This is a genomic window from Roseobacter sp. TSBP12, assembly GCF_009129705.1.
Lineage (GTDB): Bacteria > Pseudomonadota > Alphaproteobacteria > Rhodobacterales > Rhodobacteraceae > Celeribacter > Celeribacter baekdonensis_A.
The window spans coordinates 219,019-245,004 of sequence record NZ_PYIB01000026.1; the positions used below are offsets into that span (position 1 = coordinate 219,019).

At 58.8% G+C, this 25,986-nt stretch carries 26 protein-coding genes and 1 riboswitch; of the genes, 8 read left to right on the forward strand and 18 right to left on the reverse strand.

From position 1 onward, the window contains the following. Positions 1 to 93: 93 nt before the first annotated feature. Both C8029_RS07960 and smpB read right to left on the reverse strand, forming a co-directional pair. Positions 94 to 384, reverse strand: coding sequence for a hypothetical protein (locus C8029_RS07960; RefSeq protein WP_009569971.1), 291 nt, complete (start codon positions 382 to 384; stop codon positions 94 to 96). 150 nt (positions 385 to 534) lie between these two features. After that, complete coding sequence (gene smpB, locus C8029_RS07965; RefSeq protein WP_009569970.1) at positions 535 to 1,017, reverse strand: SsrA-binding protein SmpB; 483 nt, start codon at positions 1,015 to 1,017, stop codon at positions 535 to 537. Positions 1,018 to 1,122: 105 nt separating this feature from the next. Here smpB and C8029_RS07970 point away from each other — a divergent pair, with 105 nt between their 5' ends. Beyond that, positions 1,123 to 1,563: an ion channel gene (locus tag C8029_RS07970; protein WP_009569969.1), complete on the forward strand. Its 441-nt coding sequence runs from the start codon at positions 1,123 to 1,125 to the stop codon at positions 1,561 to 1,563. A 51-nt stretch (positions 1,564 to 1,614) separates the two neighbouring features. Here C8029_RS07970 and dapA read toward each other — a convergent pair whose 3' ends face one another. Next, a complete protein-coding gene (gene dapA, locus C8029_RS07975) occupies positions 1,615 to 2,487 on the reverse strand; it encodes a 4-hydroxy-tetrahydrodipicolinate synthase (protein WP_009569968.1) in 873 nt (290 codons plus the stop codon). Between the two features lie 170 nt (positions 2,488 to 2,657). Between dapA and C8029_RS07980 the strand changes: the two genes are divergently transcribed. Further along, a complete protein-coding gene (locus tag C8029_RS07980) occupies positions 2,658 to 4,598 on the forward strand; it encodes a lytic transglycosylase domain-containing protein (RefSeq protein ID WP_152002664.1) in 1,941 nt (646 codons plus the stop codon). 6 nt (positions 4,599 to 4,604) lie between these two features. Here the strand turns inward: C8029_RS07980 and C8029_RS07985 are convergent, their stop codons facing one another. Both C8029_RS07985 and mnmC2 read right to left on the reverse strand, forming a co-directional pair. Beyond that, on the reverse strand, positions 4,605 to 5,495 hold the full coding sequence (locus tag C8029_RS07985) for a DMT family transporter (protein WP_009569966.1): 891 nt from the start codon (positions 5,493 to 5,495) through the stop codon (positions 4,605 to 4,607). Continuing rightward, on the reverse strand, positions 5,492 to 6,157 hold the full coding sequence (mnmC2, locus tag C8029_RS07990; protein ID WP_009569965.1) for a tRNA (5-methylaminomethyl-2-thiouridine)(34)-methyltransferase MnmC2: 666 nt from the start codon (positions 6,155 to 6,157) through the stop codon (positions 5,492 to 5,494). Before mnmC2 ends, C8029_RS07985 begins: the two co-directional genes overlap by 4 nt. A 76-nt stretch (positions 6,158 to 6,233) precedes the next feature. Here mnmC2 and C8029_RS07995 point away from each other — a divergent pair, with 76 nt between their 5' ends. Then, a complete protein-coding gene (locus C8029_RS07995) occupies positions 6,234 to 7,274 on the forward strand; it encodes an NAD(P)/FAD-dependent oxidoreductase (protein ID WP_040401719.1) in 1,041 nt (346 codons plus the stop codon). A gap of 55 nt (positions 7,275 to 7,329) precedes the next feature. Here the strand turns inward: C8029_RS07995 and cobO are convergent, their stop codons facing one another. The 3 genes from cobO to C8029_RS08010 are packed head-to-tail and all read right to left on the reverse strand — an operon-like array spanning position 7,330 to position 9,032. Further along, entirely contained in the window at positions 7,330 to 7,944 is a 615-nt protein-coding gene (cobO, locus tag C8029_RS08000; protein WP_009569963.1) for a cob(I)yrinic acid a,c-diamide adenosyltransferase, read from the reverse strand. A 12-nt stretch (positions 7,945 to 7,956) separates the two neighbouring features. Further along, on the reverse strand, positions 7,957 to 8,673 hold the full coding sequence (locus C8029_RS08005; RefSeq protein WP_009569962.1) for an LrgB family protein: 717 nt from the start codon (positions 8,671 to 8,673) through the stop codon (positions 7,957 to 7,959). Continuing rightward, complete coding sequence (locus C8029_RS08010) at positions 8,670 to 9,032, reverse strand: CidA/LrgA family protein (RefSeq protein WP_009569961.1); 363 nt, start codon at positions 9,030 to 9,032, stop codon at positions 8,670 to 8,672. The genes C8029_RS08005 and C8029_RS08010 overlap by 4 nt, the downstream gene beginning before the upstream one ends. Positions 9,033 to 9,377: 345 nt before the next feature. Between C8029_RS08010 and C8029_RS08015 the strand changes: the two genes are divergently transcribed. Together C8029_RS08015 and C8029_RS08020 are read left to right on the forward strand one after the other, a co-directional pair. Next, complete coding sequence (locus C8029_RS08015) at positions 9,378 to 10,226, forward strand: MOSC domain-containing protein (RefSeq protein WP_009569960.1); 849 nt, start codon at positions 9,378 to 9,380, stop codon at positions 10,224 to 10,226. A gap of 53 nt (positions 10,227 to 10,279) precedes the next feature. Beyond that, positions 10,280 to 10,675 carry a hypothetical protein gene (locus C8029_RS08020; RefSeq protein ID WP_009569959.1) on the forward strand — a complete coding sequence of 132 codons (396 nt, stop codon included), beginning with the start codon at positions 10,280 to 10,282 and terminating at the stop codon, positions 10,673 to 10,675. Here the strand turns inward: C8029_RS08020 and C8029_RS22935 are convergent. Genes C8029_RS22935 through cobN form a run of 3 tightly spaced genes read right to left on the reverse strand, consistent with a single transcriptional unit; the run spans position 10,653 to position 14,805 of the window. Beyond that, on the reverse strand, positions 10,653 to 10,892 hold the full coding sequence (locus C8029_RS22935; RefSeq protein ID WP_353617593.1) for a GNAT family N-acetyltransferase: 240 nt from the start codon (positions 10,890 to 10,892) through the stop codon (positions 10,653 to 10,655). The genes C8029_RS08020 and C8029_RS22935 overlap by 23 nt on opposite strands. A gap of 44 nt (positions 10,893 to 10,936) precedes the next feature. After that, positions 10,937 to 11,131, reverse strand: coding sequence for a hypothetical protein (locus C8029_RS22940; RefSeq protein ID WP_353617594.1), 195 nt, complete (start codon positions 11,129 to 11,131; stop codon positions 10,937 to 10,939). After that, positions 11,128 to 14,805 carry a cobaltochelatase subunit CobN gene (gene cobN, locus C8029_RS08030; RefSeq protein WP_009569957.1) on the reverse strand — a complete coding sequence of 1,226 codons (3,678 nt, stop codon included), beginning with the start codon at positions 14,803 to 14,805 and terminating at the stop codon, positions 11,128 to 11,130. Before cobN ends, C8029_RS22940 begins: the two co-directional genes overlap by 4 nt. 69 nt (positions 14,806 to 14,874) lie before the next feature. On the opposite strand from cobN, the gene C8029_RS21990 reads away from it, so the two are divergent. Next, on the forward strand, positions 14,875 to 15,042 hold the full coding sequence (locus C8029_RS21990; RefSeq protein ID WP_009569956.1) for a hypothetical protein: 168 nt from the start codon (positions 14,875 to 14,877) through the stop codon (positions 15,040 to 15,042). A 19-nt stretch (positions 15,043 to 15,061) separates the two neighbouring features. Here the strand turns inward: C8029_RS21990 and cobW are convergent, their stop codons facing one another. After that, positions 15,062 to 16,111, reverse strand: coding sequence for a cobalamin biosynthesis protein CobW (gene cobW, locus C8029_RS08035; protein WP_009569955.1), 1,050 nt, complete (start codon positions 16,109 to 16,111; stop codon positions 15,062 to 15,064). Between the two features lie 77 nt (positions 16,112 to 16,188). Further along, the gene (locus C8029_RS08040; protein WP_009569954.1) at positions 16,189 to 16,863 is read right to left on the reverse strand and encodes an energy-coupling factor ABC transporter permease; all 675 of its coding nucleotides are present in this window, start codon (positions 16,861 to 16,863) and stop codon (positions 16,189 to 16,191) included. Between the two features lie 35 nt (positions 16,864 to 16,898). Further along, positions 16,899 to 17,121: riboswitch (cobalamin riboswitch) on the reverse strand. Positions 17,122 to 17,320: 199 nt separating this feature from the next. Here C8029_RS08040 and smc point away from each other — a divergent pair. Further along, the gene (gene smc / locus C8029_RS08045) at positions 17,321 to 20,776 is read left to right on the forward strand and encodes a chromosome segregation protein SMC (RefSeq protein ID WP_009569953.1); all 3,456 of its coding nucleotides are present in this window, start codon (positions 17,321 to 17,323) and stop codon (positions 20,774 to 20,776) included. A gap of 41 nt (positions 20,777 to 20,817) precedes the next feature. On the opposite strand, the gene C8029_RS08050 is transcribed toward smc, so the two are convergent. The 4 genes from C8029_RS08050 to C8029_RS08065 are packed head-to-tail and all read right to left on the reverse strand — an operon-like array spanning position 20,818 to position 24,271. Beyond that, on the reverse strand, positions 20,818 to 21,990 hold the full coding sequence (locus C8029_RS08050) for a lytic murein transglycosylase (protein WP_152002666.1): 1,173 nt from the start codon (positions 21,988 to 21,990) through the stop codon (positions 20,818 to 20,820). A 51-nt stretch (positions 21,991 to 22,041) separates the two neighbouring features. Beyond that, a complete protein-coding gene (gene cbiB, locus C8029_RS08055; protein WP_009569951.1) occupies positions 22,042 to 22,947 on the reverse strand; it encodes an adenosylcobinamide-phosphate synthase CbiB in 906 nt (301 codons plus the stop codon). Then, positions 22,944 to 23,879 carry a threonine-phosphate decarboxylase gene (locus C8029_RS08060; protein WP_009569950.1) on the reverse strand — a complete coding sequence of 312 codons (936 nt, stop codon included), beginning with the start codon at positions 23,877 to 23,879 and terminating at the stop codon, positions 22,944 to 22,946. Before C8029_RS08060 ends, cbiB begins: the two co-directional genes overlap by 4 nt. Continuing rightward, positions 23,876 to 24,271, reverse strand: a complete 396-nt coding sequence (locus C8029_RS08065) for a DUF1636 family protein (RefSeq protein ID WP_009569949.1) — start codon at positions 24,269 to 24,271, stop codon at positions 23,876 to 23,878. The genes C8029_RS08060 and C8029_RS08065 overlap by 4 nt, the downstream gene beginning before the upstream one ends. A 184-nt stretch (positions 24,272 to 24,455) precedes the next feature. Here C8029_RS08065 and C8029_RS08070 point away from each other — a divergent pair, with 184 nt between their 5' ends. Then, positions 24,456 to 24,821 (forward strand): response regulator transcription factor, encoded by a 366-nt coding sequence (locus C8029_RS08070; protein ID WP_009569948.1) that lies wholly within the window; start codon positions 24,456 to 24,458, stop codon positions 24,819 to 24,821. Positions 24,822 to 24,842: 21 nt separating this feature from the next. Here the strand turns inward: C8029_RS08070 and C8029_RS08075 are convergent, their stop codons facing one another. After that, positions 24,843 to 25,817, reverse strand: coding sequence for a glutathione S-transferase family protein (locus tag C8029_RS08075; RefSeq protein WP_009569947.1), 975 nt, complete (start codon positions 25,815 to 25,817; stop codon positions 24,843 to 24,845). Between the last annotated feature and the right edge of the window lie 169 nt (positions 25,818 to 25,986).

The following is a 25,986-nucleotide window of genomic DNA, read 5'->3' on the forward strand; positions in this document are numbered from 1 at the left end:
GATACTCATAACTGCACGACACTTGAAACCAGAGACACTCGTACCGATAGAAAACCCGTAACACTGGATGACTCGTGCCAACGCGACCTCGTTTTAGGCCATCTTGTTTTTGATCAGCCCCACGATGGCCATCACGATGACGCCACCGACACCACCGCCTGCGGCTTGTTGCACCAGCGCGCCGATATCAAGGCCGGAAGCCCCTGCAACCACGTCCCCCATGCCACCTGCGCCAAGCATGGCAAGGAGTTGACCGCCAAGGCCACCGCCGACGATCCCAGCCAAGGAATTGCCCAAAGTGCCCAAGCTCAGGTTTTTAAGAGCAGCGCCCCCGACGTTGCCGCCAACGGCCCCTGCCACGAGCGACATAATGAGCTGTTCCATATTCAAAACGTCCTTTTGTCAGACCGGCACCGCGCAAATCTGTTCGTTGTGGACGATAATATGGCAGGCCGAGGCGGGGCCTTTCAGGGGAGATTTTCGGAGATTTTCCCGCCAGAACGCTACGTCAGCGCGCGCAGGCAGGTCGGTGGATCAATCGCCGTGACGCAGCAACCGCTGTTTTTGCCGACCCCAATCGCGCTCCGCTTCGGTGGCGCGTTTGTCGTGGTTCTTTTTGCCCTTGGCGATGCCGAGTTTGATTTTAACACGGCCCTTATGGTTGAAATACATCACCAAAGGGACAAGCGTCATGCCCTGCCGCCCTGTGGCCTGCCAAAGGCGTGCCAATTCGCGTTTCGAAACCAAAAGTTTGCGCTTGCGGCGTTCTTCATGCGGGAACATCGCCTGTTGATAGGGCGCGATGTAGGAATTGGTCAGCCAAAGCTCGCCATCATCGACCGAGGCGTAGCTTTCGGCGATGTTGGTTTGGCCGGTCCGCATGGATTTGACCTCGGAACCAGTCAATACAATGCCGCATTCTATGTCATTCTCGATGGCATAGTCATAGCGGGCCCGCCGATTTTCGGCGATGACCTTGTAGTTCTTTTCTTCGGGTGTTTGTTTTTTATTGGCCATGGTAGAGCGTCAGATAAGCACTCAGAGGCGATCTGTCCACTGGCCTGCGTGGCTCAATTCTGCCAAGTTCGCCGAAATTCGGTATGAATTCGGCTTGGAGCACAGATGTTTCTTCAGATTTTCGTAGGCACGGGCCTGATCGTCCTGTCGGTTTTTGTTGCCGCCTTGGGGTTCTTGCTGCTCGAACTGGTACTACAACGGGCGCATAATTGGCTGACCCGCGAACCGCATGGACCGAAATTGGCGCTGGTGCTGATGGCGGCGGTGGTCGCGGTGTTGTGGATGATCACGGCGGGCGTGTGGATTTGGGCGATTGCCTTTCGCATGATCGGCCTGTTTGCCCATTTCGAAGAGGCGCTGTATTTCTCGCTCGTGGCCTTCACCACGCTGGGCTTTGGCGATCTTTTGTTGCCGGAGGAATGGCGGCTTTTGTCCGGAATGGCGGCGACCAACGGGTTGTTGAACATCGGGATGATGACGGCGCTGTTGATGGAGGTGCTGCGCCATGTGCGGCGCAACCAATTGGAAAGCCGCCATCGAATTTGATGCAAAAAGGGGCCTCGAAAGGCCCCTTTTGTTGTGAGAATGTGAGGATGGTTAGAGCAAACCAGCGTGTTCCATCGCCTCTTTGATCAGGTCTTTTGTGTCCTCATAAAGCGGGGTCAGCGGCAAACGCACCTCGTCTGAGCACAGGCCCAAAAGTGACAGGGCATATTTTGCGCCGACCACGCCGGGTTCGGCAAAGATCGCGATATGCAATGGCATCAACGTGTCGGTGATCTCCAAAGCCGTGGCGTAATCGCCGGCCAAAGTGGCCGCCTGCATCTGGGCGCAAAGTTTCGGCGCAACGTTGGCGGTCACGGAAATACAGCCGACGCCGCCATGGGCGTTAAAGCCAAGCGCGGTGGCATCTTCGCCGGAGAGCTGAACAAAATCGGTGCCACAGGCCAGGCGGGTTTTTGGCACGCGTGACAGATCGCCGGTGGCATCCTTGACGCCGATGATACGCGGCAATTTTGCCAATTCGCCCATGGTCGCAGGCGTCATGTCGATCACCGAGCGGCCCGGAATATTGTAAATCACGATGGGCAGATCGGCGGCATCGTGCATGGCGGTGAAATGCGCGATCAGGCCTCTTTGCGTCGGCTTGTTATAATAGGGCGTGACCACGAGGGCGGCGTCGGCCCCCACTTTGGCGGCATGTTCGATAAAACCGATGCCCTCGACTGTGTTGTTCGACCCCGCGCCCGCAATCACCGGAATGCGGCCCGCAGCGGTTTCCACCACGATCTCGATCACGCGTTTGTGTTCGTCATGGCTCAGCGTCGGGGATTCGCCCGTGGTGCCCACCGGAACAAGCCCGTTTGACCCCTGTTCGATATGCCACTCAACGAGGGTCTTGAGCGTCTCGACATCCAGTTTGCCGTCTTTAAACGGCGTCACCAGTGCAGGAATGGATCCTTTGAACATCGAACGCTCCTTTTCGTCTTTGGATAAATTGGGCGTGAGTCGCCCGTGAATTGTCCGGCGGAAACTAGCCGTGTTCGCAGCCAATGCCAAGAATCAGTATTGCTGCGGATTGTGCGGTTGTTAAGCTATAGGCAAAAGCCCGAGCAGCCTCAAAAGACTTAGACCATATCATGCACCGTTTCCTCCCGGCAAAGGCTGTTTACGCCTTTGGAATATCTTTATTTTTTGCCCTTCCCGCCGATGCGTCACCGCAATCGGACGCGTTGGTGCGCGCCTATGAGGCGCAGTGGTCCGGCGATTGGAATCTGGCCAAGAGCGAGGCGCAGGGCGTTGGGGTCGACATCATTGAATGGAACCGGTTGCGCGCAGGGCGGGGGAGTTTCGCCGAGTATCAGAGCTTTTTAAAGCGCAACCCCGATTGGCCGGGTCTGCCGCTTTTGGCCGAAAAAGGCGAGGCGACGATCCCGGCAGATGCCGAGCCAAGTGCGGTTTTAGATTATCTTAATGCTTATCCGCCGCAAACAGGCGTGGGCGCGGTGCGGATGATTTCGGCCTATGAGGCCCGTGGCATGAATGCCGATGCACAGGCGCAAACGGTTCTGGTGTGGAACACATTGCCGATGGATGCCAAATCCGAAGAGGGGTTGGCGGCGCGCTATGCCTCAATTTTGGCACCGCACCATGTTGCACGCACCGAGATGTTGTTATGGGCCGAGCGGTTTGACGATGCCGCGCGGATGATCCCGCGTTTGCCGACCGGATGGGACAAATTGATCGCCGCCACGCGCAAATTGATGCGCGATGAGGCGGGCGTGGATGCGGCGCTGGCCGAGGTGCCGGGGGCGCTGGCTGACCATCCGGTCCTGGCCCATGCGCGGTTTGAATGGCGCGTGCGGCGTGGGCGCAATGAGGATGCGATGACGCTTTTGCTGCAACGCTCCACCGGGCGCGATGGTTTGGGCAATCCCGAAGACTGGGGCAACCGTCGCCGCACTTTGGCGCGGCAAATGATGCGCGATGGCAAGGCGCAAATCGCCTATGCCGCCGCCTCCCGCCATGGGCTGAGCGCAGAGGAGGACCATTACGCCGATCTCGAATGGTTGTCGGGCTATATCGCTCTGCGCTATCTGGATGACCCGGCGCTGGCACTCGATCATTTCAATCGCTTCCGGGTGTCTGTGAGCACGCCGATCTCTTTGGGGCGGGCGGGCTATTGGGAAGGCCGCGCCTTGGAGGCGATGGGGGCCGCAGATGATGCCGCCGCTGCCTATGCCTTTGGTGCGCAGTTTCAGACCGCGTTTTACGGCCTGTTGTCGGCGGAGAAAATTGGCCGAAGCCTTGATCCGGCCCTGACCGGGGAGCTGCGTTTTGCCGATTACAAACAGGCGGCGTTTATGGGCTCTTCGGTGCTCAAAGCCGCCGTGTTGTTGGATGAGGCCGGGGATGCGCCCTTGGCCGCGCGATTCCTGCGCCATTTGGGCGAAAGCCTTTCTCCGCAGGAATTGGGCCAGCTGGGCGACATGGCGCTGGATCTTGATCCTTACTTGGCGGTGTTGGTGGCGAAATTTGCCGCCGATCAGGGCATTGTGTTGAACCGGGCCTATTATCCGCTTCATGCCATGGCACAGGCAGATTTACCGGTGGAGCCGGAGCTGGCCATGGCAATTGCCCGGCGTGAAAGCGAATTTTATCCGAAAGCGCGCTCCGGTGTGGGCGCGCGTGGGCTGATGCAATTGATGCCGCGTACCGGGGCGGCTATGGCGGAGAAATTGGGCATTACGGGCTTTGAAGAAGCCCAGCTTGATGATCCGATCCTCAATGCGCGGCTTGGCTCGGCCTATCTGGCACAGCTCGAAGAGGAATTCGGCCATAACATTCCACTCATCGCGGTTGGATATAACGCCGGTCCGTCGCGCGCGCGCGATTGGATCACGCGGTTTGGTGATCCGCGTGGGGGCAAGGTCGATCCGGTGGATTGGATCGAACATCTCCCCTTTCGAGAGACGCAGAATTACGTGATGCGGGTGGCGGAAAGCCTGCCTGTTTACCGGGCGCGTTTGCATGGTGAGACCGGGCCAATCACCCTGTCCAAAGATTTGGCGTCAAGGTAAAGCGACTCAAGCGCGGTTGCGGCTCTTCATTTGACTGCGCAAAAAGGTGAATATCCCGGCGGCGACCACAAGGCTGGCCCCCACCGCGACATTGATCCGCACCGCGTCGCCAAACACCACCACTCCCAAAATGGACGCAAACGCCAGTTGGAAATAGGCCAGCGGTTGGATCGCTGAGGCCTCGGACAGCTCATAGGCGCGGATCAACAAATAATGCCCCGTGGTCGAGGTCGCGCAGAGCAATCCCATCCACGCCCAATCGGTCAAGGTCATCGCCTCCCAATGCCACATGCCGATCAAGGTCGTGACCACCGCCCCTGCGATCCCGGTGTAAAAGAAGGTCACCGACGAGGGGTCTTTGCGCGCGACATAGCGGTTGAGCAGGCCGTAGAGCGCAAACAAGACCGCAGAGGCAAGTGGGAAGATTGCAGCGGGGGACATGACGCCGCCGCCGGGATTGAGGATGATCAACACGCCGACAAAGCCGATCAGCACCAAAAGCCAACGCCGCCAACCGACCTTTTCGCCCAGGATCGGAGCAGACAGGGCGGTGATGATCAGCGGGTAAGAGGCAAACATTGCATGGCTTTCCACCAGGCCAAGTTTGACAAAGCCGATCACCATGATGATGACCTCAACGGCCAAGATCGCGCCGCGAAAGAATTGCAATTTGGGCTGGGCGCTGCGCATGGCCCGGCGCAAGCCGCCCTGCGCACGCATCGACCACAAGATCACAAAGCCCGCGAAGACCCAGTAGCGGATCATCAGGACCATATAGACATTGTATTCGCCAGCGAGGTGACGGGAAATACCGTCCTGCATGGCGAAAATGAACATGGTGAGCACCATGAGCAAGACGCCAAGGCGGGGGTTGGTCTCTGATTTGGTGATGCTCATGATTTTACCCCGATGCTCATATGACGTTTGCGGCCATGGCCGGGAACACGCGATACGGTGAACCCGGCATCGGTGAGTTTTTGCCGCACATGCCCGGCCGCCGTATAGGTCGCGAATGTGCCGTTTGGCGCGGTGTGACGACCGACGTCGGTCATGATGTCTTCGCCCCAAAGTTCGGGGTTTTTCGCGGGTGAAAACCCGTCCAAAAACCACGCGTCGGCCCATCCGTCCCATGCGCGCAGCGTGTCGCGGGCATCGCCGATTTTGACGTCTACCTCGATCTGGCCCAACCGAAACTGCCGCGCGCCTGTGCCCCATGCCATCAGGAACGGATCGGCGATGGCGCGGGCTTCGGGAAAGGCATTGAGTGCCGTGGCAATGTCGGCGCTGTCCATCGGAAAGGCCTCAAAGGAGGTAAACCGCACCACGCCCGGCCCGTTCCAAATCAGCGCTAAGGCGAGCATATTCAATCCGGTGCCAAAGCCCAACTCCGCCACATGAAACCCATCGCACAGTCGTGCTGGCAAGTCATTGCCCGCCAGGAACACATGCCGCGTTTCCTCAAGCCCGGAAGCGAGCGAGAAATACGGATCGTCAAAGCGGGTCGAGACGGGAATGGTTCCGTCGCGCCATTCGATTTGGGCTGTCTGGTGGTCAGTCATGGGATGGCTTATGAAAGGATTGATTACGCGCGACCATGAAGATCGGCGCGCGCGAGTACAATGGATAATTGCGCACATGGGCACAGCAGAGATCACCATTTACGGGGCCGGGGCCTTTGGCCTGTCCTGCGCCTATGAAGCGGCGAAGCGTGGTGCAAAGGTGCGGGTGATTGATCCCAACGGCGTTGGGTTTGGCTCCTCCGGTGGTGTTGTCGGCGCGTTGGCCCCGCATACGCCGGAGCGCTGGAATGCGAAAAAAGAGTTTCAATTTCAAAGCCTGATCATGGCGCGGACCCATTGGACGGAGGTCGAAGACATTGGCGGTGTCTCGTCGGGGTATGGTTCGATGGGGCGGGTTCAGGCCATCGCGGATGCGCGTCAATTGAGCCTCGCCCATGAGCGCGCGGAACAGGCAAAAACGCTGTGGCAAGGCAAGGCCCTGTGGCAGGTCATCAGCCAAGGCGAGACCGGATATTGGGCCCCGATCAGCCCCACTGGCTATCTGATCCACGACACCCTCTCCGCGCGGCTGAACCCGTGGCGCGCTTGCGCGGCGCTGGCGGCGGCGATCACGGCGCTGGGCGGAGAGGTTGTGCGCGAGGGTACGGTTGAGGGCGCTGTAGTCCATGCCAGCGGCTGGTGGGGGCTGAAGGATTTGAACGCGGCCTTTGGGCGTGAGGTTGGCAATGGGGTCAAAGGACAGGCGATCCTGCTGGATTTGGCTCTGAACGATGCGCCGCAGCTTTATGGGGAAAGCCTGCATGTGATCCCGCACGCAGACGGCACGACGGCGATTGGATCGACCTCGGAGCGGATTTTTGACAGTTCTGACCAGACCGATGAACAGGCAGATGCATTGTTAGAGCGGGCGCGAGCGTTGATCCCGGCCCTGCGCGAGGGGCGTGAACTCCGACGGTGGGCCGGGGTGCGGCCCCGTGCCAAATCGCGCGCGCCGATGTTGGGGGCCTGGCCCGATCGCCCCGGCCATTTCATCGCCAATGGCGGCTTTAAAATCGGCTTTGGCATGGCGCCAATGGCGGCCAAAGTGCTGATGGATCTTGTGCTGGAGGGGCGCGATACGATCCCAGATGAGTTTAAGGTCGAAGCCTCACTTTGACGCCACGGCCCTCTGGTCGTGCATCAGATGCCGAGAAACGTGAGGGCCATCGAGTTTAATATTCCACGCCAATTTGGGCTTTGATGCCAGAGCGGAACGGGTGTTTCACCAGCTCCATTTCAGTCACCAGATCGGCTATTTCGATGAGTTCGTCTTTGGCATTTCGTCCTGTCAGAACGACATGGGTGAGCGGCGGTTTTTCGGTGCTCAGAAATGCCACCACATCGTTGACGTCGATATAATCATAGCGCAGCGCGATGTTGATCTCATCCAAAAGCACCATTTTATTCTCGGGATTGCGGATCAATTCTTTGGCCTTTTCCCAAGCGGCCTGCGCCATTTCGATGTCGCGCTCTTTGTTTTGGGTTTCCCAGGTAAAGCCCTCGCCCATCGTATAAAACTCGCACAGATCGGCGAATTTGGCGGTGATCAGATCGCGTTCGCCGCAGTCCATCCCCCCTTTGATGAACTGTACCACGGCGGATTTCATGTCATGGGCGATACAGCGGAAAATCATCCCGAAGGCGGCTGAGGATTTGCCTTTGCCCTTGCCCGTATGGATGATGATCAGGCCCTTTTGATCGGTCTTGGTGGCCATGATTTTATCGCGCGCGGCCTTTTTCTTGGCCATTTTGCTGGCGTGGCGTTCACTGTCGGATTGGTCAACCATAGGGACCTCCATTTACATAAAGAGTTGGACAAAAAGCGGCGCAAGAAGCGCTGTGAGAATGGCGTTTAGGACCATGCCGATCCCGGCAAACGCCCCTGCGGTGCCGTGGACCTGAAAGGCCCGCGCGGTGCCGATGCCATGGGCGGCTACCCCTGTGGCAAACCCGCGCGCGCGGTAGTCGCGTACGCCGATGGTGTTGAGCAAAGGTGTTGTCACCACCGCGCCGATCACCCCAGTGATCAGCACCAAGGCGACGGTGAGGGTTGGCAAGCCGCCGATGGCCTCGGCCACGCCAATGGCGACCGGGGAGGTGGCGGATTTGGGCACCAGCGACAAAAGCACATCGCCGCGTAGCCCACAGGCGGCGCCGATTGCCACAGCCGACCCCATGGCGACAAAGGCTCCCACGAGAAGGGCTGCGATCATCGGCACGGCAGCGTTTTTGACCTTTTGCCAATTGGACCACAGCGGCACGGCAAGGGCGACGGTGGCCGGGCCGAGCATGAAATGGACGAATTGCGCGCCTTCAAAATAGATCGCATACGAGGTGCCGGTGACCTTCAACAGCACGGTTAACAGGATCATCGCGATCAACACCGGGTTCACAAAGGGTTTGCGCCCGGCAAGGCGAAAACAGCCATCACCCACCAAATAGGCCATAAGCGTCAGCGTGAGCCAAAGCAATTGCCCCTCGGCCAGATAGCTCCAAATGTCGAGAATGTCGGTCATAGCGGCGTCTCATCGGCGACACCCAGCAGGCGGTTGACGTATTTGAATGTCAGAGCACCCGCAGCAATGGCCAGAACAGTCGAGCCGACAAGAGCCACGGCCAAAGGCAGGCCGATTTCAGACACTTGATCAAGATATTGCACGATGCCGACGCCCGCAGGCACATAAAGCAAGGACAGATGCGATAAAAATCCGGTCGCGGTTTTCTCAATGGCTGTGCCGATTTTGGGGCGCGTCAAAAGCAGAACCGCCAAAAGGATCATGCCAATCACTGGGCCGGGTAAGCGCAATGCAAAAATCCGTGCGATTGTTTCTCCGACAAGCTGAAAGCCCAAAAACAGTCCGAAATGTAGGATCATGTCGCGCCCTTTGTTTTGCTTTCGCGTCAAAGGGCATCATCGCAGCGCGGGCTAAGGGCTGCAAGCGGGGATGGCCGGATGCAAGACGCCGGACGCAAGAAAAAGGCCGCTCCCTAAGAACGTGTACTTTAGGAGGGCGGAGAATACGAATTGCGCAGGTTTTGGTCGCGGAGCGTTTTGTGCGCAGCCAAATTGGCGTAGGGTTAAGGGGAGCGATTTACAGTTGAGTCGGGGGCGCATGGCGCAGCCAAATAGCATGCGCGCGCCTGTCTTTTGAGCCAACTGCTCTTTCGTGGACGAATCACTTATGAGTGGGCCAATCTTGAACCGGCGACCGAGGAGCCAATGAAACTTGCACGCATCACAACCTACCCTGTCAAAAGCGTCAGCGGCACAGATATGGCCGCGGCTGAGGTGCGTGGTTTGGGGGTTGAAGGCGACCGGCGCTGGGCTGTGGTTTATGCCAATGGCGTGGTTGCGACCCGCCGGGAGTTGCCACGGTTGGCGCATTTGAGCGCGGTGACCACGCCACATGGAATTTCGATCTCCTTTGAAAGTGACCGTTTTGATATTCCGATTCCGTCCGGCGCGCCCTGTAAGGTCAAAGTGTTTTCGACCGGGATTGATGGGGTTGAGGATGCTGGCAACTACGCTTCGCATTTCCTCTCCTCCGCGCTCGAACGCGAAGTGAGGCTGGTCTATTTTCCTGACACGGCACAGCGTGTCGTGGATCGCGCCTATGCGCCGGGTGATCATTTCACGGCACTGTCTGACGGGTTTCCCGTGCTTTTGACCACGCAAGCCTCGCTGGCCGAACTCAATGCGGAGCTTGAAACCCCCGTCGAAATGCGCCGTTTTCGCCCAAATGTTGTTGTCGGTGGCGATATTGAACCGTGGTCCGAAGACACATGGAAAGTGATCCGCATCGGGTCGACGATTTTCCGTGTGGTCAAGCCCTGTGAGCGGTGTGTCATGGTCACGCAGGACCCAAGCACCGGCGAGCAGACCCATCGCAACGAACCGTTGGCAACGCTGCGCCGTATTCACCGGGCAGTGACCGGAAAAATTATCTTTGGTCAAAATCTTGTGGTCGAAGAGCCGGGCAGCATTGTGCTTGGGGATGAGGTTGAAGTGCTGGAATCTGGCCCCTCGAACCTTTTGGACCCCAAACGAGGCGACACGCAGTCGTTTTAGCTCTCTATGCTGTGTGATTGCGTTTGATAGGGACGTTTAACGCTCTGTTAACCATGTCCGGCCAATCTGGGCGGATGAAACACGTCCTCACCCTTCTGCCGTTTTTGATCTTCCCCGCATGTGTCGCCGACAGCCCAGCCTTGGGCTACTCCCGCGCAGGGTTTTCCTCCGTCGAACTGGGCGGAAATACCTACCGCGTCTACACCGAAGAGACCCGAAATTGTGTCGAGGTACATCGGGTGAACATGGTGTTCCCGCCGCCTTCACGCCTGCAAATTCTGTTGGAAATGGAAGAAGCTGCGGTTCTGGTGACGGGCTGTGCCCTCAAAAAGGGAACGTTTGTGGGGGATCAGGCCATGTCCAAGGGGCAGTTGGAGTGTAGCACAGGGACTGCGGCCAAAGAGTGGGTCGCGGGGACCTGTAACATCAAACCTTGGCGGTGGCGCTGAGGCGTTTTTGGAACGTGATCGAGGTGGGTCGATCATATCCGACATGTGCCGTACGCCCACACTCCTCAAAGCCCAAGGCGCGGAAGGTGGCGTGGTTTTCGACCAATTCCACCCGCGTCTGAAGCTCCAAAACCGCAAACCCCAAGTCCAAAGCCCGCACTTCGGCATGATGCATGAGATCACGGGCAAGCCCCTGTCCACGCTGAGACTTTGCCACCGCAAGCTTGCCGATATACAGCCGCCCGGGCTTTGGCGTCAGGATCACACAGCAACGGGCGGCGAGCCCATGGCCCAGATTTCATGCATCTCGGCCTCTTGCGCAATCGAGCCCAACGTGAGGCGATGCATCGAGGACGGGGGATCAACCCGCCCATCCATATCGGCAAATTCCGTTTGGATCAGCCGCAAAACCTCCGGAAGTCGGGGATCATGTGCCAAAATCCGTTCCGGGATCATGCGAGTCCCTCCAACAGTGCGCGGGCTGAATTGGATCGAGGCTGCCAAAGCCCACGTTCTATGGCCTCCAAAAGCCGCTCTGCGATCTCTTTGAGCGCAGGCGCGTTGTGATCCGCAATAAATGTGCGGGTCACGTTATCCTCAATGAAGGCGCCGTATACGTGATCGAAATGGTGGTCCTTGACCGCATGGGTCGTGGCCGAAAAGGCAAAGAGGTAATCGACCGTGGCGGCGATTTCAAAGGCGCCCTTGTAGCCATGGCGTTTGACCCCGTCGATCCATTTCGGATTGACCACGCGCGAGCGGATCACCCGGCCGATTTCTTCGTCCAATGTGCGGATCACCGGGCGTTCGGGGCGGGAATGGTCGTTGTGATAGATCGGTCGATCTTGCCCCTGTAATGTCGCGACCGCTGCCGCTGCACCACCCTCAAATTGGTAGTAATCGTCACTGTCCAACAGGTCGTGCTCGCGGTTGTCTTGGTTTTGCACGATGGCTTCGACTTCGGACAGGCGTGCGGCAAATCCGGCGCGATCCTTCACGCCCTCTTGTCCCGCGCCATAGGTATAGCCGCCCCATTCCAAATAGGCATCGGCCAGATCGGATCGGTTGTCCCAAATCCTCTCGTCGATCATTGCCTGAAGTCCTGCGCCGTAAGCACCGGGTTTTGATCCAAACACCCGCGCCGTGCTTGCGCCCCTGCGCGCCCGCGCTGCGGCGGGATTGTCCGCATCAGATTCGTCCAAGGCCTGAACCGCGCGCGCAGCACTATCGACCAGCGCGATCAGTTGCGGAAAGGCATCGCGGAAAAAGCCGGAAACCCTGAGCGTCACATCCACGCGCGGACGGCCCAAAACCGAAGCCGGTAGGATTTCAAACCCGGTGACGCGGCGCGACATCGCATCCCATGTCGGCTTGACCCCCATCAGCGCCAAAGCCTGCGCAATGTCGTCTCCGCCCGTGCGCATATTGGCGGTGCCCCAAGCAGTGACCAACATCGCGCGCGGCCAGTCGCCTTGGTCCTGCAAATGCCGTTCAATCAAAAGATTGGCCGATTTCCACCCGAGTTGCCATGCGGTCTGTGTTGGCACGGCGCGGGCATCGACAGAGAAAAAGTTGCGCCCGGTGGGCAGAACATCCAACCGCCCGCGTGTGGGGGCACCTGAGGGGCCGGGGGGAATAAACCGACCGTCAAGACCGGTTAAAAGCGCGGACATCTCGGCGGGGCCACAGGCCGTCACCGTGGGCAAAACGGTATCGCGCAGATGCGCCAACACCAAAGCTGAGGCAGGGCCGGGGGCGTCAGCTTGCTCATCTAAAAGGGTTGCACACAACAGCTCCAATCGCTCAACGGTGTCGCCATGACTGCGCCAATTTGAATTGCTGACTTTAGTCAGGCAATTGGGTTTCGGCCCCTCCCATGGTGCGGCCATGTCACAGTCGAGCGGATCAAAGTTAAGGCCCAAATCCAGAGCCAAAGCCCGCACAAAGGAGGCATCAGCCCCCGTGCCGTTGCCCCGAGGCACACGCACCAAAGCCAGACCCAAATCCCGCGCCAAACGGCCTTCGGGAGCGGTGCCAAAGATGTGCAACCCATCGCGGATTTGCGCTTCTTTCAGTTCACACAGGTAGGCATCAAGTTTCGCCAGATCGCCGTCCTCATCGCGTCCGGTCATGCCGACGTCGTGGTCCAGTCCGGTTACGGAGGAGAGGCTCAAAATTTCTTTTCGTAGGCTGGCGATGCGGCGCGGATCGACGCCCGCGGCTTCGAAATACTCGTCCACCAGAGCCTCAAGATCACGCAGTGGGCCGTAGGTTTCGGCACGGGTCAAAGGCGGGGTGAGGTGATCCAAGATCACCGCTTGGGCGCGGCGTTTGGCCTGTGTGCCCTCGCCCGGATCGTTGACGATAAACGGATAAAGATGCGGCATCGGTCCCATGATGACCTCGGGATAACAGGTCTCCGAGAGCGCAAGCGCCTTGCCGGGCAGCCATTCGAGATTGCCATGTTTGCCCATATGGACCAACGCGTCGGCGCCAAATTCAAAACGGAGCCAAAAGTAGAAGGCCAGATAATTGTGTGGCGGCACAAGGTCAGGGGCGTGATAGGTCTCGGTCGGGTCAATGTTATACCCGCGCGCGGGCTGGATTCCGACGACCGCGTTGCCATAACGTAGCACAGAAAGCGCAAAGCCATCTTGCCCCACAAACGGATCGTCTTCGGGGGGACCCCAACGCGCTTCAATCTCTTGCCGGGCCTCGTAAGGGATAGAATTATATGCGCTTTTATACGCATCGAGTGACAAGCGCACACCGCCCTCACGTATGGAGCGATCTGTCAGCCAATTGGTTGGACCTGACAAAATCGCCTGCATCAAGGCATCGCTGTCATCCGGTACGCCCTCGACTGAGTAGCCCTGACTGGAGAGCGCTTTGAGGGTGTTCACCGTGGCGGCGGGTGTGTCGAGGCCAACACCATTGGCCAAACGCCCATCCTTATTTGGATAGTTGGCGAGGATCAGCGCCAGTTTGCGGTCTGCCTTGTCGGCGCGGCGCAGATGGGCCCAGCGGGCGGCCAGTTCCGCAACAAAAGCAATGCGCGATCCGTCCGCATGATAGGTGGCGATGGTGCATTCGGTGGCGGCGTCAAAATAGGCCTCCCCTTTGAATGAGATGGCGCGCGACAGAATGCGACCATCAATTTCGGGCAGGGCGACGTTCATCGCAATGTCGCGGGCCGACAAACCGGTTGTGCCCTCGTCCCATGCCTCATGCGATGAGCCCGCAAGCACGACTTGGAACACCGGGGCCTGATTGGCAAAGGGGGCGGCGAGGGGATTGTCCGGGCCGCCGCCCTCGGGAGTGCCGACGGCAAACGCGGTGCAATTGAGAATGACATCCGGTGGCGCATCTAAAAACAGCGCTTCTAATGTGGCGGCAGAAATTGGATCTTTCAGTGAGGCGACAAAGATCGGCATCGGGTTCAACCCCTGGCGCAACAGCGACTTCACCAAGCGGTTTATCGGCGCAAGCCCCGCTCCCTGTACCAGAGCACGATAAAAGATCAGCGGTACCACGGGCGCACCCTCTTGCCACTGCGATTTTATCTGATCTAGGTCAGCTATCCCATTGCCAGGCCAATAGAGTCCTGCCCGCAACAGCGGTCTGGCGGGGCCGGGCCTGTCGCCACCGTCGACCAAGGCACGCGCGTAGGTCAAGAACGCCACCGCATTTTCCGCGCCACCTTCGGTCAGATAGGCCCAAAGTTGGTGGTAATCCTCTGTCGGGATCGTCGACAAGGCGGCCAATTCCGCATCCGGTTTGTCATCACCGGGCAGGGCGACGAAAGGCACGCCCGCCTCATAGAGCCGCGCGGCATATTGCTCCAAGCCGTATTTCCAATAACCCGATCCGCCGAGCACCCGTGCAATCACCAGTTTGGATTTGGTGGCGCAGTCATCCAGATGCATGTCGACCGACATCGGGTGACGCAGATGTAACATCGAAGCCAAGCGCATCGCGGGGGGCGCAGCCATTGTACTGCGTGCCTCTGAGAGCAGGGCAAGCTCGGTATCTGCGGCGGAAATCACCACCAGATCGGCGGGGGTTTGCCCCAGATCGACCGCGTCTTTGCCATCATCAATGGAGCCGGGGGTGGCCGCGAGCAGGTGCATCGCTTTCTCTTTCCTTGTCTTACCGCGCGTCTTGCGTCATGAGCGGGGAAACTCTCAGGAGACCCCTCAATGGATTATGGTAAAATGGGCGCCCCAAAACGTGGCAAGAACGCACCGAAGCATGATGAACATAACGCCAAGGGGACATCGAAAAACCCCTATGGGACAAAGACGCCCAAGGCGGAGCTTTTGGCCCGGATGAAAGCGGCGGCTGAGGCAAAGAAAAGCGACAAGTAAGCCGCTTTTCTCTTATCATTTAGGCACTCAGCGCGGTCTCGATTGACAGGCGATCAAGGCCCGCTTCGCCAATGACGACCAGCCGCGTATCCCGCGGCGCGGTGCCAAAGGGTTGGTCGAAATAGTGATCGACGCGGGGGCCAACGGCCTGAACGGTGAGGCGCATCGGTTTGCCCTCGACCGCCACGAATCCCTTGAGGCGCAGGATGTCATGGGCGCGGATCACCTCGGCGATTTGACGGGCAAAGGCCTTGGGGTCTTTGATCTCGCCGCGCGTGACGACAAAGCTTTCAAACTCGTCATGATCATGATGGTGGTGATCGTCGTCCTCATCATCGTGGTGATGATGATGCACCTCGCCGCGTGCGTCCATATCGCCCTCTGATCCGATTCCCTGACCCAGCAAAACATCAATCGGCAACACGCCCATGCTTGCGCGCACAACCTGAACACCGCCGCGTGCCTCGCCTTTGAGTTTGGCAACCAAAGCGTCGGCGTGATCTTCGCCCAAAAGGTCGGCTTTGTTCACTACGATCATATCGGCACAGGCGATTTGATCTTCGAACAGCTCAGAGAGCGGGGTTTCGTGATCTAGGTTTTCGTCGAGTTTGCGCTGGGCATCAACGGCGGCGACATTATGGGCGAACCGGCCCTCATCAACCGCCTTGCCATCCACCACGGTGATCACACCATCGACGGTGACTTTGGTCGAAATCTCCGGCCAATTGAACGCGCGCACCAAAGGTTGCGGCAGGGCGAGGCCGGATGTTTCAATCACGATATGGTCGGGTTTATTGTCCCGTTCCAATAGTTTTTGCATCGTCGGGATGAAATCCTCCGCGACCGTGCAGCAGATGCAGCCATTCGAAAGCTCCATGATGTCGTCCTCGGTGCAGGTCTCGTCGCCACAGCCTTTGAGGATGTCACCGTCGACGCCCAGATCACCAAATTCGTTGATAATCAAAGCGATGCGTTTGCCACCCGCGTTGGCCAACATGTGACGAATGAGAGTGGTTTTGCCCGCGCCAAGAAAGCCGGTCACAACCGTTGCTGGAATTTTCGCAGCCATTTTAGATGTCCTTTATGAAAACGCCGGGGCCACAGGATGTCCCGAGCCCCGGCGCGAAATCATTGAAATGAGCGGTCTCAGGCGGCCAAGGTGCGCGGCGACACGAGGCCGGAGTTACCCAGACCTTTGATCGTTTTTGCCCCGGCCAAAACGGCCAAATCCACCAACGGTTCGATCAAGATGACGGTCATGTAAGCCGCACCGAATGTGCCGACGGAGGCCAGTGTGGTGGCGGAGACCCCTTGGCCGTAAAATGCCCAGAAACCAACCCATGCCACGATCCCGGCTTGATAGGTGGTTGAGAGTGCGAGGGCTTGCTTGTAGCTGATATCGGCATAGGCGGTGCCCGGTGCGATAATGCGCTCTGCGACGGCTTTGATGCCAAAGAGCGGTACGAGCAGGGTGGTGACATTCATGCCGTATTGCGGCAGATCGAAGGGGGCAAAGAACAGGCCCTGCGCCAAAAGGCCAAGGGCCAAACCAAGCGCGGCAGGGGCCGCACCGAACAGCAAGAACAGCGTGGAGCCGAGGATCAAATGGACCTCAGACACGCCAACCGCGTGATGCGGCAGCACTTGGAAAAAGGTAAATACAGCCGCTGTTGAGAGCGCTGCGCGGGCCGCAAAAGAGGCCACGCCTTTTTCGCTCAATGCGGTGATGGATTGTTTGAGAGTGTAGAGGCCAGCACCAGCGGCAGTGGCATAAGACAGCGCAATTTTTGCGCCAGTGACGATTCCGGGTTCGATATGCATCGACAAGTCCTCCTAGGCCGTCATCCCCGACGGCGGGTTGGTATGAGGTCACGGCAGGTTTCCTGGCTCGCGGGTCAAAGCGCCTTCGTCACCTTCCCAGAACAGGGTGTTCCAGTGGCATGTCGACGGGCACTCACCGCTTACAGTCGCGGGGGCGGCTGTGGTTTTGCGCCCCGATTTGGGTCTCGCGCACCACATTCCCATTTCTCCCCTAAACGCTTGGCGTCGTGATGGGGAACCATAACGCCCCTATTTGGCGCATTGGCTTGTGTTGGGTCAAGTGCTTTAACCTTCTGCATAGACTTTCTATGGCTATGCGCAGAGAAGGTGAGCACCAAACCGCAATATTTTGTGGATAACTTGGGTGTTTCGCCCAGATGTCGGTGTCACCCGGTTGACACATCCGTCGCAGTCCCAAACAGTTTTATCCACAAAGGAATCAACTCCGAGGCCCCATTTGCGTTTCACCCGCCTGCGTCTCAACGGCTTTAAAAGTTTTGTTGACCCCACCGATCTTGTGATCGCGGATGGGCTGACGGGGGTTGTCGGGCCGAATGGTTGTGGCAAATCCAATCTGCTTGAGGCGCTGCGCTGGGTCATGGGGGAAACCCGTCCCAAGGCGATGCGCGGGGCGGGGATGGAAGACGTGATTTTTGCCGGCGCGGCCTCTCGCCCGGCGCGCAATTTCGCCGAAGTCATGTTGATGATCGACAACTCGGATCGCCTCGCCCCCTCTGGATTTAATGAGAGCGACACGGTTGAAATCATTCGCCGGATCACCCGCGACGCAGGGTCCGCCTATAAGGTCAACACCAAGGACGTGCGGGCGCGCGATGTGTCGATGTTGTTCGCCGATGCCTCCACCGGCGCGCATTCTCCGGCGCTGGTGCGTCAGGGTCAGATTTCCGAATTGATCAACGCCAAACCAACCTCGCGACGGCGCATCCTTGAGGAAGCGGCGGGGATTTCCGGCCTCTATCAGCGGCGCCATGAGGCCGAGTTGAAGCTCAAAGGCGCGGAAACCAATTTGGCCCGCGTCGATGATGTGATTGAACAGCTTGCGGCGCAATTGGCCTCACTGGCGCGTCAGGCGCGACAGGCGGCGCGCTATCGTGAGATCGGTATTGAGTTGCGTCAGGCCGAGGGGCTTTTGTACTATCGCCGGTGGCGCGATGCCGACCACGCCCGCGTTGAGGCCGAGGATGTGTTGCGCATCCGTCTCAAACAGGCGTCTGAGGCCGAACGCCTCGCGCGTGATGCCGGAAAACAGCGCGAATCCAGAGAGTTGGCCCTGCCGCCGCTTCGCGAAGAAGAGGCTATCGCCAGTGCCGTATTGCAGCGGCTCACCGTGTCGCGCGATCAACTGGCCGATGAGGAAAAACGCGCCCGCGATATGATCGAAACTCTGGCCCGCCGGATTGATCAATTGGTCGCCGACATGGCCCGCGAAGAGCAACTCAACCGCGATGCGGTTGAAACCATTGCGCGGCTTGAATGGGAGCAAAAGGAACTGATCAAGGCCTCCGAGGGGCATGGTCCTCGTCTGACACAATCGAGTGCGGAGGCGTCCGAGGCCAGTCAAATCCTGGCGGATCGTGAAACCACGCTGACCGAAATGACCGAAGATGTCGCCCGGCTGGCCGCGCGTCATCAATCCGCAAACCGTTTGGTCGAGGACAATCGCAAGACCTTGGAACGGGCGCGTGGCGATGCGGACCGGGCCAAAGCGGCTGTTGAAGACGCGAAATCGACGCTGTTTCGTTCAGCGGATGCGTTGGCTACGGCTGAGGAGGCACAAGCCGAGGCCAGCGAGCGGGCGGAATACACCGAGGCGGCGTTGATTGAGGCGGATGAGGCGCGGACCGAAGCGCAGACCCGTGAATCCTCGGCGCGTGCGGCGCGGTCCGAGGCGGAAGGCGAGGTGGGTGCCCTCAAGGCCGAAGTTCTGGCTTTGGGGCGGATGCTCGATCGTGATCAGACTGCGGGGACGCAGGTGCTTGATCTGATTCGCGTGACTTCTGGCTATGAAAAGGCGCTGGGTGCCGCCCTGTCGGATGATTTGCGCCAACCCGCGATTGAGGCCTATCAAGCCTCCGGTTGGGTCACTTTGCCAGACTATGCGGACGAACAAGACCTGCCCTACGGCGTGGAGCCGCTGAGTGACTATGTCACCGCCCCTGCGGTTTTGGCGCGGCGCTTGTCGCAGATCGGGCTTGTGCGCGCCGAAGATGGTCCGCGTCTTCAGGCCGATTTGGAGCCGGGGCAACGGTTGGTGTCGGTCGAGGGCGATATGTGGCGTTGGGACGGCTATCGTGCCGGGGCCGAGGATGCACCCTCAACGGCGGCTCTGCGCCTGCAACAGCTCAACCGATTGGAAGGGTTCAAACAGGACCTCGTGGCGGCCGAAGCCAAGGCGGCAGGTGCGCGGCAGGCGCATGAGCATTTGAAGGCGGAATTGACACGGTTGAGCGAGGCCGACCACGCCGCCCGTGAAGCCCGCCGGGCCGCTGATCGCGCCCTGTCAGAAGCCGCACGCGCGCTGTCTCGTGCCGAAAATGACCGCACCTTGGCCGAGGGCAAGGTCGAGAACCTCGGGCTGGCCGTGTCCCGCCACGAAGAGGATGCGCGCGGCGCAGAGGTCCGGTTGCGCGAGGCGGAAAAGACCGTGTCGGAATTGCCGGACCTGAGTGCGGCGCGCTCAGATATCGAAGAGGTCAAACTCGCGGTTGAAGCGGCGCGGATCACCATGATGACGAAACGCTCGTCACATGACGAGATTCGCCGAGAAGGCGAGGCGCGCACCCGGCGCTCGCAAGAGGTGACCAAGGAGTTGTCTGGTTGGCGGCACCGTCTTGAAACCGCGGGGAAACGGGTGGCGGAGCTTCAGGCGCGCAAGGAGACCTCTGAGGAGGAACTGTTTGAGGCATCGGCGCAACCCGAGGACATCGCTGAGAAACGCGAGGCGCTTTTGGAACAAATTGCCGAGGCCGAGAGCCGTCGGCAGCAGGCTTCTGATGCTCTGGCGTCCGGCGAAACCGCGCTGCGCGATGCGGTGACAACCGAACGCGATGCGGAACGCGTGGCCTCGGAAGCGCGAGAAATCCGCGCGGCCTCCGAGGCGCGTCGGGATGCCGCGCGCGAGATGGTTGATGCGGCGGTCGAACGCATCCGCGAGGAGTTGGACAGCACACCCGTTGCGCTGCTTGAGGAGCTGGACGTCGATCCCGACACGATCCCGCCGCATGAGGCAATCGAGGTCGATGTGAACCGTCTCAAACGTCTGCGCGAAAGCCTTGGGGCGGTGAACCTGCGGGCCGAAGAGGACGCTTTGGAGGTGCGCGAAGAGCACGACAGTTTGGTGAGTGAAAAGCAAGATTTAGAAGAGGCGATCAAGACCCTGCGCGCGGGGATTGCCTCGCTGAACCGCGAAGGCCGCGAACGTCTTTTGACCGCGTTTGAACAGGTGAACGAGAATTTTTCGATGTTGTTCACCCATCTGTTTGGCGGTGGGGAAGCCAAGTTGATGATGGTGGAAAGCGACGATCCGCTGGAGGCCGGGCTGGAGATCATGTGCCAGCCGCCGGGTAAGAAATTGTCGACCTTGTCGCTTCTGTCAGGTGGGGAACAGACGCTTACGGCCCTCGCGCTGATCTTTGCGGTGTTCATGGCCAACCCGGCCCCGATCTGTGTGTTGGACGAGGTCGATGCGCCTTTGGACGATGCGAACGTCACGCGGTTTTGCGATATGTTGGACGAGATGACCCAACGCACCGACACGCGGTTTTTGGTCATCACCCACCACGCCGTCACAATGGCGCGGATGGATCGTCTGTTTGGTGTGACCATGCAAGAACAGGGTGTGAGCCAGCTTGTGTCGGTGGATTTGAAAAAGGCAGAAGCTTTGGTCGCTTGATATTTATGGCGACCAAAGCCAATTTTTCGATGTTTATATGATCAGAGCTTGCCCAGCAGCGCGGGCGTCGGCCAAGCATCGGCGGGCATCCCAAGGCGCACTTGCTCCTTCTGTACGGCCTCGCGGGTCTTTTCACCCAAAATGCCATCGACGCCGCCCACGTCATGGCCCCGGCTTTGCAGTTTTTGTTGCAGCTGCTTCATTTGCCCATCGGATAATCCGGTCTCAGGCGATCCCGCATTGTAGACTGGTGCGCCTTCGAGGCGGGCGGCAAAATAGGCCGCAGTGGTCACATAGACAAAGCTCTTGTTCCACTCAAAATAGACCTCGAAATTCGGATAGGCGAGAAACGCCGGACCTTTACGACCCATTGGCAAAAGCACGGAGGCCTGAAGCGATGAGGGCCCGAGCGATCCAGCGCGTGGCTTGACGCCGAGCTTTGCCCATTGCGCCACGGTCATTTTGTGGTTGAGCCCGGTTTTGGACCAATCGAGATCGGCAGGTACAATAATCTCTTGCAGCCACGGCTCATTCGCCCGCCAGCCCAAATGTTTGAGCATTTTCGCACCCGACATCAACGCATCAGGAGCCGAGGTTTTCAGGCGGACATGGCCATCGCCATCGCCATCTACACCGTTTTGCAGGATGTCTTTCGGCAACATTTGCACCATGCCGATTTCGCCGGCCCAGGCACCTTTGGTCGTGGTCGGGTCGAAATCGCCATGTTTGTAAAGCTCAAGTGCGGCCAGAATTTGCGGTTGGAACAATTCGGGACGACGACAATCGTGCCCCAAAGTCATCAGCGCATTCAGCGTGTTAAAATCGCCCTGCACCTGGCCAAAGTCGGTTTCCAGCGCCCAAAATGCCAAAAGTACGCCGCGTGAGACGCCGTAGTCGCGGGCGATGCGGTCAAAGGTGGCATTGTATTGCTGCGAATATTTGCGGCCATTGTCGATGCGGTTTTGGCTGATCACGGCGCGGGAAAAGTCGATGAACGGCTTTTGGAAAAACCCCTGTGCACGGTCGGCTTTGAGCACCGATTGGGTCTGCTGGGCGGAGGCGAAAAACCGATCCACCGTGGCTTTGTCATAGCCTTTGGACAGGGCTTCGGATTTTATTTTACCGACAAAGGAGGGAAATGACCCGCCGCAGGGGACGTCAGCGACGGCAGGGGCGGTGAAGGTCAGGGCAAGAGCAAGGCTCAGAAAACGCATGGGTTTACCTTTTACATTGAGTTGTGCGCCACGATAGCGATCAGGCGCAAGTTACGCAAATGACAGCGTGATGACGCAGACGAGAGTAAAGGCCCAAGCGGTCCAAAGACGGGCGCAGGCCATGTCGATGTCGCGCGGAGTGGCGTTGGGGCGCCCGTCTGGATTGACCCACGGGTAGTCACGCATCTCGCCGTGATAGGCGCGCGGACCGGAAAGCGCCACGCCCAGACTGCGCGACAGGGCGGCTTCGGGCCAACCGGCATTGGGCGAGCGATGGCGACGCGCCTCCGTGGTAATGCTCCGCCAAAGCGACAAAGGCTTGCCCCATGGGAACAGCAACACAGCGGTGAGCCGCGCTGGGATCAGGTTTAGAAGATCGTCACACCGGGCCGAGGCCCAGCCGAAATCGCGATGCCGATCGGTGCGATAGCCGATCATGCTGTCGGCGGTGTTGACGGCTTTGTAGATCAGGATGCCGGGTAGGCCGAGCAGTAAAAACCAAAACGCGGGGGCGATCACACCGTCTGAGAAATTTTCAGCGGCGGATTCGATGGCGGCGCGGGACACGGCGGGTGTGTCCATGTCGGTTGTGTCGCGCCCAACGATCATCGCCACAGACGCGCGACCAGCCTCAAGTGAGGTGTCAAGCGCGCGCGCCACCGCTTTGACATGTTGGATTAATGATTTATGGGCCAAAAGAATTGCGCCCAAGAGGATGTCTACAAAGGGGATTTGGTCCAGAATGAGACCAAGAACCCCACTGCCCACCACCAAAGAAAGAAGCAAAGCCACGCCTTTGGCCTTGCGTCGATCCCCATGGTTCATCCGCCGATCTGCCCAACCAATGAGGCGGCCAATCAACACCGCAGGATGGGGCAGGCGGTCCCAAAGCCATTTCGGTTCGCCCATAAGCGCATCAAGGATCATAGCCAGAGACAGCGCAAAAGCCGTGGTCACAGTGCGGCCTCAAATTGATCCCAACGGTCCGGGGCGGGCAGACCGAGGCGGACCCAAGTGTCGGAATAGGGAAAGATGCGCGACCAAACCCGACCTTTGGCCAAATGATCCTGAAAGGCACGGGCATTGTCGACCTCATAGAGACGGAATAGATCTGTCCCACCAATCAATTTAGCGCCTTTATTTTGCATGAGATCGTCCATTCTTGCCGAAGACTGTGCCAAATTGATCCGTGTCTGCAACGCCCAATCCGGGTCATTCAGTGCCCTTGTGCCAATCGCAAGCGCCGGGCCGGAAACCGCCCAAGGGCCGGTGAGGGTCGAAAGGCGATTGATCCACTCCGGCGCACCAATGGCAAAGCCAAGCCGCAGACCGGCCAGCCCCCAGAATTTGCCAAAACTTTTGAGTACAATCGTGCGCCCATCGGTGACGCGCTCAATATGGCTCTTCTCTGGCATCACATCGCAAAAACTTTCGTCGATGATCGTGATTGGCGCGGTCAATTCATCCGCACGCCAAAGCCGCCCGTCCGGGTTGTTGGGATGAACGGCGACCTGAACAGACGGGTCAGTGCCGTCCAACGTCCAGCCATGTGCCTCAAAGGCGGCGGCATGTTCGTTATAGGTTGGCGTTCTGATCTCGACGCGGGCTTTGGGCCAGAGCGCAGGCAAGCGGGCGATGAGGGCGGAGGCGCCGGGTGCGGCCAAAATGGAGGCCCCGCGCGGGACGTTCCAATAGGCACGCGCCGCTTGGATCAACGAATCCTGGGCTGCGGCATCGGGCAAGGTTTCCCAAGCACTGGGTGGCATTTCGCCTATCAAATAGGCAGTTGGGTTGATGCCGGTGGAGAGGTCGATCCAGTCGGATTTCTCGCCGCCGAACCGCGCCACGGCGGCATCTAGACCGCCACCATGATCCCGGTGCCGGCTCATGCGCCCTCGGCGGGATCGGTGGGGGGTGGCAAGTGGCGGGAGACGAAATGACCCTTGACGCCTTGCGGCCAGTCGCGGAACGGGACCTGCCCAGACGGAGAGGCGGCATGTTGTGTGGCGTAGCTTACGATAGCCTCCGCGTCCGCGTCATTTCCGTCAAACTTTCCAAGGGAATAGCCGATTTTTCCCGCGCCCTGAACGATGATGTTACAGGCGCGTTCACAGCCCATCGTACAGGCCACGCGGCGGGTTTTGATCCCGGTGGCCGCGGCGCGCTGTTCAATCGCTTCGGCCAGAATTTCGCCATCGGTCTTATCCATCCCACGCTCTGCCCAATCGGGCAATTTGCAGGTTTCGCAGATGGTGATCCAGGTGGGGGCTTTATGTGTCATGTGCTCTGTTTTGCCTTAGCGCGGGCGGAGTGCAAGTTAAAATCTTAGCTTTTTCCCACGCCCTTATTTCGGCGGCTTTGATTGACCCTGATCTTAAGGGTTCGTAAGGGTGTCTTACACAAGGTTTAACGTCGGGTAGCCAGTGCGAAACGCGCTCAGTTGGTGGTCACGATTTAGGAAGAGTATGCGGGTATTGATTGTTGAAAGTAACCCGGACCTAGGGCGGATCTGGATGCGCCATCTTGAGCGTCAGGGCATGAAGGTGGTTTTGGTGTCGGGGCAGGACGCAGCGATTGCGCACATGCAACAAGAGGCCCCGGATCTGATTGTTCTGGATTTGGTTCTGGAGAATGGCTCCGCTTTTGCCATCGCAGATTATGCCAATTATCGTTGCCCCAGCGCGCGGGTGATATTTACCACCAACGCCAGTTTTTTCTCGGACGGTTCCATCTTTCAACACGCGGCCAACGCTTGTGCCTTTGTCACCAAACAGGTGGACCCAGAGGATCTGTCGGCCATGGTCGAGCATTACGGCAAAGCGGCCTCGTAAGGCGCGGTTTTCAACGACGTCTCAGCCCCGCCCATGCGGCGCATCAAAATCCAAATCCGGTGTGACCGGCACAATCCGATGCGGGTTGATCGTATCGTGGCTATAGTAATAGTGACGCACGATATGATCGAAATTCACCGTCTCGCGCACCCCCGGCCATTGATAAAGCGCGCGTGTGTAGGCCCAAACGGCGGGGTAGTCTTTTACCATGCGTTTGTTGCATTTGAAGTGGCCGTGGTAGACCTTGTCAAACCGGATGAGGGTGGTGAACAATCGCCAATCCGCTTCGGTCACCTGCTCTCCCATGAGATAGCGATTCTCCGAGAGATGGGTTTCGAGCCAATCGAGACTGTCGAACAGCGGCGCAATGGCGGCGTCATAGGCCTTTTGCGTGGTGGCAAACCCGGCCTTATAGACGCCATTGTTGATCGTGTCATAGATGCGGGCATTTACCGTTTCGATCTCGTCACGCAGGGCGAGGGGCCAGAAATCATGGGTGTTTCCAGTGATCGCATCAAAGGCCGAATTGAACATGCGGATGATTTCAGAGGATTCGTTTGAGACAATCGTGTCCCGTTTTTTGTCCCAGAGAATCGGCACAGTAACGCGCCCCGACAGGCCGGGGTCGGCTTCGGTATAAATATCGCGCAGGAAAGGCTTGCCAAAGAGGGCGTCCCCCGTGGTGCCGGGGAAATCCTGCGCAAAGGTCCAGCCATCGCTCAGCATATCGGGGTGAACAACGGAGACGGAAATCAGCTCTTCGAGGCCTTTTAACGCCCGAAAAATCAGAGTGCGATGGGCCCACGGACAAGCATAAGAGACATAGAGGTGATAGCGCCCGGCCTCGGCCTCAAACCCACCCTTGCCGGAGGGTCCCGCCGCGCCATCGGGCGTGATCCAGTTGCGAAAGCCCGCTGAGCTGCGTTCAAACCGGCCGCCTGACTTCGATGTGTCGTACCATTCGTCATGCCAGATACCGTCTTTTAAATGTCCCATAGGGGCCTCCTCATGTTCCCTGTGCACCCTAAACACTCCAGGTTCGCGCGCAAACAGGTGTGAGAGCGCAGGAATGGTGCGATTGTGCACATTTGTCCCAACCCGTTGGCGCTAAAGCATTTGCGCGCTCTGTGCCCTCGGCCTATAGATGAGACCTATGACGACGCCC

Bases quoted from the DNA above. Each gene is read 5' to 3' on its own strand.
- C8029_RS07980 (WP_152002664.1), top strand. From the start codon at position 2,658: ATGCACCGTTTCCTCCCGGCAAAGGCTGTTTACGCCTTTGGAATATCT.
- cobW (WP_009569955.1), bottom strand. From the start codon at position 16,111: ATGGCTGCGAAAATTCCAGCAACGGTTGTGACCGGCTTTCTTGGCGCG.
- C8029_RS08060 (WP_009569950.1), bottom strand. From the start codon at position 23,879: ATGAGCCGGCACCGGGATCATGGTGGCGGTCTAGATGCCGCCGTGGCG.
- C8029_RS07960 (WP_009569971.1), bottom strand. From the start codon at position 384: ATGGAACAGCTCATTATGTCGCTCGTGGCAGGGGCCGTTGGCGGCAAC.
- dapA (WP_009569968.1), bottom strand. From the start codon at position 2,487: ATGTTCAAAGGATCCATTCCTGCACTGGTGACGCCGTTTAAAGACGGC.
- C8029_RS08075 (WP_009569947.1), bottom strand. From the start codon at position 25,817: ATGGGACATTTAAAAGACGGTATCTGGCATGACGAATGGTACGACACA.
- C8029_RS08070 (WP_009569948.1), top strand. From the start codon at position 24,456: ATGCGGGTATTGATTGTTGAAAGTAACCCGGACCTAGGGCGGATCTGG.
- C8029_RS07985 (WP_009569966.1), bottom strand. From the start codon at position 5,495: ATGAGCATCACCAAATCAGAGACCAACCCCCGCCTTGGCGTCTTGCTC.
- C8029_RS07970 (WP_009569969.1), top strand. From the start codon at position 1,123: ATGTTTCTTCAGATTTTCGTAGGCACGGGCCTGATCGTCCTGTCGGTT.
- C8029_RS08005 (WP_009569962.1), bottom strand. From the start codon at position 8,673: ATGACCGACATTCTCGACATTTGGAGCTATCTGGCCGAGGGGCAATTG.
- C8029_RS08010 (WP_009569961.1), bottom strand. From the start codon at position 9,032: ATGATCCTACATTTCGGACTGTTTTTGGGCTTTCAGCTTGTCGGAGAA.
- C8029_RS22940 (WP_353617594.1), bottom strand. From the start codon at position 11,131: ATGATCCCGGAACGGATTTTGGCACATGATCCCCGACTTCCGGAGGTT.
- C8029_RS08020 (WP_009569959.1), top strand. From the start codon at position 10,280: ATGTCCGGCCAATCTGGGCGGATGAAACACGTCCTCACCCTTCTGCCG.
- C8029_RS07995 (WP_040401719.1), top strand. From the start codon at position 6,234: ATGGGCACAGCAGAGATCACCATTTACGGGGCCGGGGCCTTTGGCCTG.
- C8029_RS08040 (WP_009569954.1), bottom strand. From the start codon at position 16,863: ATGCATATCGAACCCGGAATCGTCACTGGCGCAAAAATTGCGCTGTCT.
- cobO (WP_009569963.1), bottom strand. From the start codon at position 7,944: ATGGTTGACCAATCCGACAGTGAACGCCACGCCAGCAAAATGGCCAAG.
- C8029_RS08050 (WP_152002666.1), bottom strand. From the start codon at position 21,990: ATGCGTTTTCTGAGCCTTGCTCTTGCCCTGACCTTCACCGCCCCTGCC.
- C8029_RS08015 (WP_009569960.1), top strand. From the start codon at position 9,378: ATGAAACTTGCACGCATCACAACCTACCCTGTCAAAAGCGTCAGCGGC.
- cobN (WP_009569957.1), bottom strand. From the start codon at position 14,805: ATGCACCTGCTCGCGGCCACCCCCGGCTCCATTGATGATGGCAAAGAC.
- mnmC2 (WP_009569965.1), bottom strand. From the start codon at position 6,157: ATGACTGACCACCAGACAGCCCAAATCGAATGGCGCGACGGAACCATT.
- smpB (WP_009569970.1), bottom strand. From the start codon at position 1,017: ATGGCCAATAAAAAACAAACACCCGAAGAAAAGAACTACAAGGTCATC.
- C8029_RS21990 (WP_009569956.1), top strand. From the start codon at position 14,875: ATGGATTATGGTAAAATGGGCGCCCCAAAACGTGGCAAGAACGCACCG.
- C8029_RS08065 (WP_009569949.1), bottom strand. From the start codon at position 24,271: ATGACACATAAAGCCCCCACCTGGATCACCATCTGCGAAACCTGCAAA.